This is a genomic window from Kitasatospora sp. NPDC057542, from assembly GCF_042801945.1.
Taxonomy (GTDB): Bacteria; Actinomycetota; Actinomycetes; order Streptomycetales; family Streptomycetaceae; genus Kitasatospora.
The window spans coordinates 1-9,657 of record NZ_JBHVFE010000351.1; the positions used below are offsets into that span (position 1 = coordinate 1).

At 74.0% G+C, this 9,657-nt stretch carries 7 protein-coding genes; 6 read left to right on the forward strand and 1 reads right to left on the reverse strand.

The window, feature by feature from the left end; all coding sequences use genetic code 11:
• The 6 genes from ACFU7Y_RS32285 to ACFU7Y_RS32310 form a co-directional block, all read left to right on the forward strand.
• Window positions 1–4,858: amino acid adenylation domain-containing protein (locus ACFU7Y_RS32285; protein ID WP_380770507.1), on the forward strand; the 4,858-nt coding region annotated here is incomplete at its 5' end.
• A 5-nt stretch (window positions 4,859–4,863) separates the two neighbouring features.
• A complete protein-coding gene (locus tag ACFU7Y_RS32290) occupies window positions 4,864–5,079 on the forward strand; it encodes an MbtH family protein (RefSeq protein WP_224282622.1) in 216 nt (71 codons plus the stop codon).
• Window positions 5,080–5,090: 11 nt separating this feature from the next.
• On the forward strand, window positions 5,091–6,368 hold the full coding sequence (locus ACFU7Y_RS32295) for a cytochrome P450 (RefSeq protein WP_380770508.1): 1,278 nt from the start codon (window positions 5,091–5,093) through the stop codon (window positions 6,366–6,368).
• A 31-nt stretch (window positions 6,369–6,399) separates the two neighbouring features.
• Entirely contained in the window at window positions 6,400–7,143 is a 744-nt protein-coding gene (locus ACFU7Y_RS32300; RefSeq protein ID WP_224282500.1) for an SRPBCC domain-containing protein, read from the forward strand.
• A 23-nt stretch (window positions 7,144–7,166) separates the two neighbouring features.
• A complete protein-coding gene (locus ACFU7Y_RS32305; protein ID WP_224282499.1) occupies window positions 7,167–7,355 on the forward strand; it encodes a hypothetical protein in 189 nt (62 codons plus the stop codon).
• A 274-nt stretch (window positions 7,356–7,629) separates the two neighbouring features.
• Window positions 7,630–8,469 (forward strand): patatin-like phospholipase family protein, encoded by an 840-nt coding sequence (locus ACFU7Y_RS32310; protein ID WP_224282498.1) that lies wholly within the window; start codon window positions 7,630–7,632, stop codon window positions 8,467–8,469.
• A 110-nt stretch (window positions 8,470–8,579) separates the two neighbouring features.
• On the opposite strand, the gene ACFU7Y_RS32315 is transcribed toward ACFU7Y_RS32310, so the two are convergent.
• Window positions 8,580–9,657 (reverse strand): glycerate kinase (locus ACFU7Y_RS32315; protein WP_380770509.1); only part of this gene is annotated, 1,078 nt, incomplete at its 5' end.

A 9,657-nucleotide genomic window follows, 5' to 3' on the forward strand; every position in this document is an offset into this window, starting at 1 on the left:
GGTCAAGCGCGGCCGCCACCACAACGAACTGACCCGCTACCGCTACGACGTGACGCTGCACAAGCGGACGGCCGTACCGGTCGAGGCGCGGGACCGGTCCGTCGAGCTGGCCTGGGGCCGGCAGGTCGCCGGGCCGGACGAGCTGCGCGAGCTGCTCGCCCAGGCGCCCGCCGACGTGCTGCGGATCACCGGGGTGCCGAACCGCCGGGTGGTGCGCGAGGCCGACCTGGCCCGGGCGGTGCGGAACGGCGACGGAACGCTCGCCGAGCTGCGGGAACGGCTGCACGCCCCGGAGGATGACAACCTCCCCGACCCGGAGGACTTCCACGCCCTCGGGCTGGAGTTCGGCCGCTCGGTGGTCGTCACCTGGTCGGCTACCGAGGCCGACGCCGTGGACGTCGTCTTCGCCGACCCGCGGACGCTTCACGGCTCCCCGGTCGAGCCGTACCGTCCGGCCCGGGGCACGGGCCGGACGCTGTCCTCGCTGACCAACCGCCCGACCGGCAGCCGTGGCACCGGGGCCCTCCTCGGTGAACTCCGCGACTGGCTGCGGGACCGGCTGCCCGACTACCTGGTCCCGTCGGCGTTCGTGGCGCTGGAGACGCTGCCGCTGACGGCCAGCGGCAAGCTCGACCGCCGCGCGCTGCCCGCCCCCGACCTCGGCCCGGCCGCGGCCGGGCGGGCGCCGCGCACCCCGCAGGAGCAGCTCCTTGCCGAGCTGTTCGCCGAGGTGCTCGGCCTGGCGCAGGTCGGCGTCGACGACAGCTTCTTCGACCTGGGCGGGCACTCGCTGCTGGCGACGCGCCTGGCCTCCCGGGTCCGGGCGACCCTCGGTGCGGAGCTGGAGGTCCGGACGCTGTTCGAGACCCCGACCGTGGCCGGGTTGGCGGCTCGCCTGGACGGCTCCGGAGCGGCGCGGCCCGCGCTGACCGCCCGGCCCCGCCCGGAGCGCGTGCCGCTGTCCTTCGCCCAGCGCCGTCTGTGGTTCCTGCACCGGATGGACGGGCCGAGCGCCACCTACAACATGCCGCTCGCGCTCAGCCTGACCGGTGGCCTCGACCGTTCGGCCCTGCACGCCGCGCTCGCGGACGTGGTCGCCCGGCACGAGAGCCTGCGGACGGTCTTCCGCGAGAGCGACGGCGTGCCGTATCAGGTCGTGCTGAGCGCCGACCGGGCGCACCCGGCACTGCCGGTGGTCGAGCTGGACGAGCGCCGGCTGGCCGAGCGGCTGGCGGAGACGGCCCAACGCGGCTTCGACCTGGCTGCGGAGCCGCCGATCCGGGCGGAGCTGTACGTGCTCGCCCCCAAGCGGCACGTGCTGCTCGTCGTGGTCCACCACATCGCCGCCGACGGCTGGTCGATGGGTCCGCTCTCCGGTGATCTGGCGGCGGCCTACGCGGCCCGCTGCCGGGGCGAGGAACCGCAGTGGTCCCCGCTGCCGGTGCAGTACGCCGACTACACCGCCTGGCAGCGCGACCTGCTTGGCGACGCCGCCGACCCGGACAGCCTGTTCGCCCGGCAACTGGCCTACTGGAAGGATGAGTTGGCAGGAATTCCGCAGCAGGTGCAGCTGCCGGCCGACCGGCCCCGGCCGCCGGTGGCCTCCCAGCTGGGCGACCAAGTGGTGGTCCGCCTGGACGCCGAACTGCACCAGGCGCTGCGGGACCTGGCCGCACAGCGCGGCGCCAGCCTGTTCATGGTGCTCCAGGCCGGCCTCGCCGCCCTGCTCACCCGGCTCGGCGCCGGCACGGACCTCACGATCGGCAGCCCGATCGCCGGGCGGACCGACCAGGCGCTGGACGAGCTCGTCGGGTTCTTCGTCAACACCCTGGTGCTGCGCACCGACACCAGCGGCGACCCCGGCTTCGCCGAACTGCTCGGCCGGGTACGGCAGAAGGCGCTCACCGCGTACGACCACCAGGACGTGCCGTTCGAGTACCTGGTCGAAGCCGTCAACCCCACCCGGTCGCTGGCCCACCACCCGCTGTTCCAGATCATGCTGGCCCTGCAGAACGCGCCGATCGGTGAGTTCGCGCTGCCGGGGCTGGAGACCGGCCACCTGGGGGCGCCGACCGGGACCTCGCGGGTCGACCTGACGTTCAGCCTGGCCGAGCAGTTCCGCCCGGACGGCGGGTCCCACGGTCTGGTCGGCGCGGTGGAGTACGCCACCGACCTGTTCGACGCGCCCACCGTGGAGCTGCTGTTCGAGCGCTGGGTCCGCTTGCTGCGGGCGGCGGTCGCCGACCCCGACCGGCCGATCAGCCGGATCGACATCATGTCCGGCGAGGAACGCCGCCGACTGCTCGCCGGATCCAAGGGCGCCCCGGCCGAGCTGCCCGAGGCCGCGGTGCCGGAGCTGTTCGCCCGCCAGGTGCGGGCCACTCCGGAGGCGGTCGCGGTCGTGGCAGGCGGTGTCGAGCTGACGTACGCGGAGCTCGACCTGCGGGCCAACCGCCTGGCACGGGCGCTGATCCGCCAGGGCGTGCGGCCGGAGACGCCGGTCGCGGTCATGCTGGACCGCTCGGCGGAGCTGGTGGTGGCGATTCTGGCGATCATCAAGGCGGGCGGCGCCTACGTGCCGTTGGACTCGCGCTTCCCCTCCTCCCGGATCGACCTGATCCTGCGGGAGAGCGGGGCCGCCCTGGTGCTCACCCAGGAGGTGCTGACCGCACTGGTGCAGTCCGAGCCTGACTCCTCCTGCGTGGAAGTCCCCTGTGAACCAGGGCAGTTGGCGTACATCATGTACACCTCCGGCTCGACCGGCCGGCCGAAGGGCGTGGCCGTCACCCACCGTGACGTGGTGGGCCTCGCGCTCACTCCCGAATGGCGGGGCGGCGGACACGAGCGGGTGCTGATGCACTCCCCGACGGCCTTCGACCTCTCCACCTACGAGCTGTGGGTGCCGTTGCTCAACGGTGGTCGGGTCGTGGTCGCACCGCCCGAGCAGCTCGACCTCGACCTGCTCCAGCACACGCTCACCGCGAACGGGGTGACCGGACTGTGGCTGACGGCGGGCCTGTTCCGCCTGGTCGCCGAGGAGCGGCCGGGCCTGCTCGCCGGGGTGCGCGAGGTGTGGACCGGCGGTGACGTGGTCTCCCCGGCCGCCGTCGCCCGGGTGCTGGCGGCCTGCCCCGGCATCGAGGTGGTCAACGGCTACGGGCCCACCGAGGCCACCACCCTGGCGACCTGCCACCCGGTGCGCAGCCTCCCCGAGTACGCCGCGACCGTGCCGATCGGCGGGCCGATGGCGAACATGCGCGCCTACGTGCTCGACGCCCGGCTGCGGCCGGTGCCGACCGGCATGGTCGGCGAGCTGTACCTCGCGGGGACGGGCGTGGCCCGCGGCTACCTCGGCCGGCCCGGCCTGACGGCGGAGCGCTTCACCGCCGACCCGTACGGGCCGCCCGGGAGCCGGATGTACCGCACCGGCGACCTGGCGTGGTGGCGTCCCGACAGCACGCTGGAGTTCGCCGGACGCGCCGACCACCAGGTCAAGCTGCGCGGCCTGCGGATCGAGCCCGGAGAGATCGAGGTGGTCCTGGCGGGCTGTCCGGGTGTCGCCCAGGCGGCCGTGGTCGCCCGTGAGGACCGGCCGGGCGACAAGCGGCTGGTCGCCTACCTGGTGCCCACCCCCGAGGGCACGCCCGAGACGGGTGAGCTGCCCGGCCGGCTGCGCCGTGAACTGCCCGACTACATGGTGCCGGCGGCGTTCGTCACCGTGGACGCGCTGCCGCTGACCGCCAACGGAAAGCTGGACCGGGCCGCCCTGCCGGCCCCCGAGTACGGGGTGTCGGATGCCGGGCGCGGCCCGCGGACGCCGCAGGAGCAGTTGCTGTGCGGCCTGTTCGCCGAGGTCCTCGGCCGGGAGCAGGTGCGGATCGACGACAACTTCTTCGACCTCGGCGGGCACTCCCTGCTGGCCGCCCGCCTCGCCTCCCGGGTCCGCGAGACCCTCGGCCTGGAGCTGGGCCTGCGCATGCTGTTCGAGGCACCGACCGTGGCCGGTCTCACCGAGCGCCTGGTCATGGACAACCCCGACGACGCGTTGGACGTGGTGCTGCCGCTGCGTTCGACCGGGACCAGCACGCCGCTGTTCTGCATCCACCCCGGCGGCGGCATCAGCTGGTCGTACAGCGGGCTGCTGAACCACCTCGGCCCGCAGCACCCGGTCTACGCGATCCAGGCGCGCGGCCTCGGCCGGCCCGAACCGCTGCCGACGTCCTTCGAGGAGATGGCGGCCGACTATGCCGACCAGATCCAGAAGATCCGGCCGGAGGGCCCGTACCTGCTGCTCGGCTGGTCCGCGGGCGGGCTGGTCGCCCACGCGGTGGCCTGCGAGCTGCAGTCGCGAGGCGAGCGGACCGCGCTGCTGGCGATCCTCGACGCCTACCCGGTGAAGGACGTGCAGTTCGAGGAGGTGCCGGTGCCCACCGAGCGGGACGTGCTCGTCGGTGTGCTCGACGTCGACCCGGACGAGCTGGGCGACCAGGTGGTGACCTACACCGAGGTCGCCGAGGTCCTGAACCGGCGGGGCAGCGCGCTGCAGGGCCTGACCGAGCGGCAGATCGAGGTCATCGTCCAGATCATGATCAACAACGCGAAGCTGGCGGTCGACTTCGTCCCCGGCAGGTTCGAAGGAGACCTGCTGCTGTTCAACTCCACGATCGACCGGGCCGAGGACAACGCCAAGCCCGAGATCTGGCGTCCGTACGTCACCGGCCGGATCGAGTCCCACGAGATCACCACCCGGCACGACCGGATGACCCAAGCCGGCTCACTGGCCCAGATCGGACCGATCCTGGCCGCCAGGATCACCGAGGCGACCGGCGACACCACCCATTCCCACCAGGAGGACTGATTCCCATGACCAACCCCTTCGACGACCAGGACGGCACCTTCCTCGTGCTCGTCAACGACGAGAACCAGCACTCGCTCTGGCCCCAGTTCGCGGACGTCCCCGAGGGCTGGACCGTCGCCCACGGCCCCGACACCCACGCCGCCTGCCTGGAGTACGTCGAGACGTCCTGGACCGACATGCGGCCCAGGAGCCTCGCCGACGCCATGGACGCCCAGCGGTAGCGCGGCGCGTAGTGAACCCGACCGACACCACGGACGAGGCCCGCCCCGCGGCGGGCCTCGCCCCGTCCGCCCACCCCGGCCCGCCCGCCGACCTCGCCGCGGCGCTGCTCACCCCCGAGGCCCGGCGGGACCCGTACCCGCTCTATGCCCGCATGCGGCGCGAGAGCCCCGTCCACCGCAGCGCCCAGGGCATCTGGTACCTCACCCGGTACACCGACGTCGACGCGGCCCTGGGAGACCTGCGCCTGTCGAACGACCGGGACCGGATGACCAGGGCCCTCGGCGGCCTGGGCGGCAACCTGAAGGCCCTGAGCCGACTCACCAACCGGCTCGGCCGGGTGATGACCAACACCGACCCGCCGGACCACGCCCGGCTGCGCAAGCTGGCCAACCGGGCGTTCACCGCCCGGCGGGTCGAAGCCCTGCGCGACGGCATCCAGGCGACCGTCGACCAGCTCATCGACGAGGCGGTCGCGGCGGGGCCGACGATGGACCTGATCGAGGCGATCGCCTCCCCGCTGCCGCTGTCCGTCGTCTGCGAGCTCTTCGGCATCCCGCCCGAGGACCGCCCGCAGGTCAAGACCTGGTTCCGCCGGCTCGGGAACCTCACCGCGGGTATCGAGCAGGCCGAGGCCGCCGTCGACCAGTACGAGGAATACCTGTCCGGGCTCATCCGGCAGCGCCGGAGCGAACCGGGCGACGACCTGATCAGCGCCCTGGTCGCCACGCAGGCACACGACGACCGGCTCACCGACTCCGAACTGCTGTCCACCTGCTTCGTCCTGATCACCGCCGGGGACGAGACCACTGCCAACCTGATCGGCAACGGGGTGCTCGCCCTGCTGCGCCACCCCGACCAGCTGGCCCGGCTGCGCGAGGACCCGGCGCTGATCCGCACCGCCGTCGAGGAACTGGCCCGCTACGACACGCCGACCCAGTCGATCGTCCGGGTCGTCGCGGAGGACGTCGAGATCGGCGGCCAACTGCTGCGCGAGGGCGAGCTGGTGTACCCGTTCCTCGCTGCGGCCAACCGGGACCCGGACCGCTTCGAGGACCCCGACCGGCTCGACCTGGCACGCCCCCGCAACCGGCACCTGAGCTTCGGGACGGGCCCGCACTTCTGCCTCGGCGGCCCGCTGGCCAGACTCCAGACCGAGGTGGCCGTCGGCACGCTGGTCCGCAGGCTCCCGCACCTGCGGCTGGCCGACGAGGCCGCCGACGGGGCGGCCCTCGAATGGCGGCCCAACCCGTTGCAGCGGCACTTGTCCGTCCTGCCGCTGACCTACTGAACACCCCATCCACTGCAGAGGAGTACCGACCATGGCCCGAGAGTTCGAGGTCCGCAGGGAGCAGGACCTTCCCGTCGTACCGGAGGAGGTCTGGCAGGCGGTCGCCACCGGGGCCGGCAACCTCCGTTGGCTGTACCCCATGGAGGTCGAGCCGCGCGTCGGCGGAACGGTCTCCCGCGGAGGCGGAACCGTCGTGGCGTGGGAGCCCCCGCACCACTTCGCCGTCCGGGCGACCAGGGACGGCGGGTTCTCGAACACGCTCAGGTACCGCATCGAGCCGGTCGCCGACGGGTCGAGCCACCTGAGCATGGGGATCCACTGGGTGCACGAGGGCGTCGTCGACGAGGGCTGGGACACCAGGTCGGACGCGGCCGAGAAGCACGTCGACTTCTACCAGCACGGCCTCGCCGAGTACCTGCGGCACTTCGCCGGCCGCCCCGCCGTCTACGTCAAGGCCCAGCGCCCCGAAACCACCACCGACCCCGCCGACTTCGCCGCCCTGCGCCGACGCCTCGGCCTCGCCGACGACGCGGCCGTCGGCGACCGGCTCCCGCTCGCCCTCCCGGGCCGGGAAGGCCGCTCGGAGGAGGTGGTCGTGGACTGGCTGAGCACCGACTTCGTCGGTCTGCGCGGCCCCGACGCGCTGTACCGGTTCTTCAACGGCAGCTCCTGGGACTGGCCGATCTGGCTGGGCCACCACCTGTTCGCCGAGGACGCCGACGAGCACCTGGCCACCAAGGCGTGGACCGCCTGGCTCAACGACCCCCAAACCTAGGAGCACCACCGACGGAAGCCTCGATGGAAACCCTGCTCCACGCCGTTGGACTCGTCGAGGAGGACGGCACCCACACACTCGTCGTCCAGGACGTGGTTCGGGGCACCGTGCGGACCACCCCGGACCCCGAGGCCGTGGTCGACGAGCTCCCGACCTTTCTCTCGGCGCTCAGCGCCAAGCTCGACCCGGCGCCGTCGCGCGGCCGCTGGTAGGCCTCCGCGACCCCACGAGGCCGATGCCGTCCGGGAGCTGCCGTGCCCGGACGGCATGCGGGCAAAGCGGTCCGCGCCTGCTCGCCTTCCGGTTGCGCAGCGCATCACGGTGCCGCACCGCCGGCGGCTCGCTCGTCACGCCTCCCCTGTCATCTCGACACCGGTACCGGGGAGCACTCCCCGGTACTGTTGCTTTTGTCGGCGGAGCAAGCGGGGCCATTCCCCGTTTCGTCGCCCGTGGACGTCCACGGGCACCTCCGCGAAAGGGGGAAGCGTGGCAGACACCGCACTCGTGCTCGGCGGCGGCGGACCGGTGGGCGGGGCCTGGCTGACCGGGGTCCTCGCCGGACTCACCGAGGCCGGGATCGATCTCTCCGGGGCCGAGGTCGTGATCGGCACCTCCGGCGGTGCCGTCTTCGGATCCCGGCTCCTGTCCGGCGTCCCGGCGGCAGAGCTGTACGAGCGTCAGCTCTCCGGGGTCGACGCGGTCCGTCTCCCGGTGACGGCGAGCCAGACGGCGCGCTTCCTCTGGGCGGCGCTCGGCTCCCGCGATCCACAGCGGTCCGTGGACCGCCTCGCCCGGACGGCGCTGCGTGCCCGCACCGGCCCGGAGTCCGAGGTCTTCGGGACGGTCGGCGCGCTCCTGGGCGAGGTGCGCGACTGGCCCGAGCGGAAGTTGCGGATCACCGCTGTCGACACCCGGACCGGAAACGTCGAGGTGTTCGACGCGCACTCCGGAGTGACGCTCCTCGAAGCGGTCACGGCGAGCTGTGCCGTGCCCGTCGTATGGCCGCCGGTAACCGTGGCGGGTCGGCGCTGGATGGACGGCGGCAGCCGCTCGACTGCCAACCTCCAGCTCGCGCGCGGGTATCGCCGGGTGCTGGCGGTTGTGCCGATCCCCCACGCGGTCGGGCCGCATCCGGACGCGCGGCAGCAGGCCGCGGATCTGTCCGACGACGGGGCGCGCGTTGTCCTGCTGTCCCCGGACCGTGCCGCGCGTCGCGTGATGGGCCGCAACATGGTGGACGACACACGCCGGCCGGCTGCTGCCCGCGCGGGCCACGCCCAGGCCACCGCTCTGGCCGCCTCGGTGGCCGAGTCGTGGTGCGACTGAAGGCCGACCGTCCGACAGCCTGGTGCCGAAGCGGTCGTGCCGTCCTCCCGGCCGACGGGCCGGTTGCCGTCCTGCGCGGTCGGCGGCCGGCCGCGCAGGACGACGGGAGTTCAGCCCTTCGCCGCGTCGTGTGCGAGGCGGGCGCCGGCGCGGACCAGCCACTTCCGGGCGTGCTCCCGGGCGGAGGCCGGGTCGCCCGCGAGTGCGCTGAGGGTCAGGGCCCGGTCGTCGGCCGACTCGCCCGCGACGATCCGGGCGGGGACGCCGGCGCGGGCGGCCCGGGCGAGTACCTCGCCAACGGCCTTGCCGCGCAGGCTGGTCGCGTCGTACCTGCCCTCACCGGTGATCACCAGATCCGCCGTGGCGATGTCCTGGTCGAGGTGGAGGAGGTCGGCGACGGCGGCGGCGCCGGGGCGGATGACGGCGCCCCACGCGGCCGTGAGGCCGTAGGCGGTGCCGCCCGCCGCGCCGGAGCCGGGCTGGTCCGGGTCCGCACCGAGGAGCGCGGCGAGCCTGGACAGCCCCTGGTCGAGCAGGGCGATCCCGCTCGGGTCCGCGCCCTTCTGCGGTCCGTAGACGGCGGCGGCGCCGTCCGGGCCGAGCAGCGGATTGGTGACGTCGGTGAGGAGCACCACCCCGTCGGGCGGCGCCGGGCGCAGGCCCGTGGCATCGACCCGGTGGGCCCGCAGGAGCGCCCCGCCGCCGTCGGCGAGGTCCCGGCCCTCCGCGTCGGTCAGCCGCAGGCCGAGCGCCGCGAGCAGGCCGGTGCCGCCGTCCGTGGAGGCGGAGCCGCCGAGGGCGACCGTCAGCCGGCGTGCGCCCGTGTCGAGGGCCGCCGCGACGGTCTCGCCGGTGCCCCTCGTGGTCGCGGTGAGCGGTGCGGGGCGGGACATCAGGGGCAGCCCGCTGGCGACGGCGAGTTCCACCAGCGCGGTGCCGTCGGGGAGGAGGGCGTACCGCCCGGTGACCGGCCGCCTGTCGGGGCCGGTGCAGCTGAGCAGGGCGGCCAGCGGCAGGCCCCGTACCAGCCGGACCGGGAAAAGCGAGGCGGCCATCGCGAGCCCCACCCCGCCGGCCGCGGCGCCCAGCGCGGGTACTCGCTGTCCGCACCGCCGCACCCGCACTTCCTGCGCTTCACGGTCAAGGACCTCGGCGGGCCCCGCGCCGCGGAGGCCGCCCTGCGCCCGG

Excerpts from the sequence above, each read along its gene's own strand:
- ACFU7Y_RS32290 (WP_224282622.1), top strand. The coding sequence starts at position 4,864 with ATGACCAACCCCTTCGACGACCAGGACGGCACCTTCCTCGTGCTCGTC.
- ACFU7Y_RS32305 (WP_224282499.1), top strand. The coding sequence starts at position 7,167 with ATGGAAACCCTGCTCCACGCCGTTGGACTCGTCGAGGAGGACGGCACC.
- ACFU7Y_RS32300 (WP_224282500.1), top strand. The coding sequence starts at position 6,400 with ATGGCCCGAGAGTTCGAGGTCCGCAGGGAGCAGGACCTTCCCGTCGTA.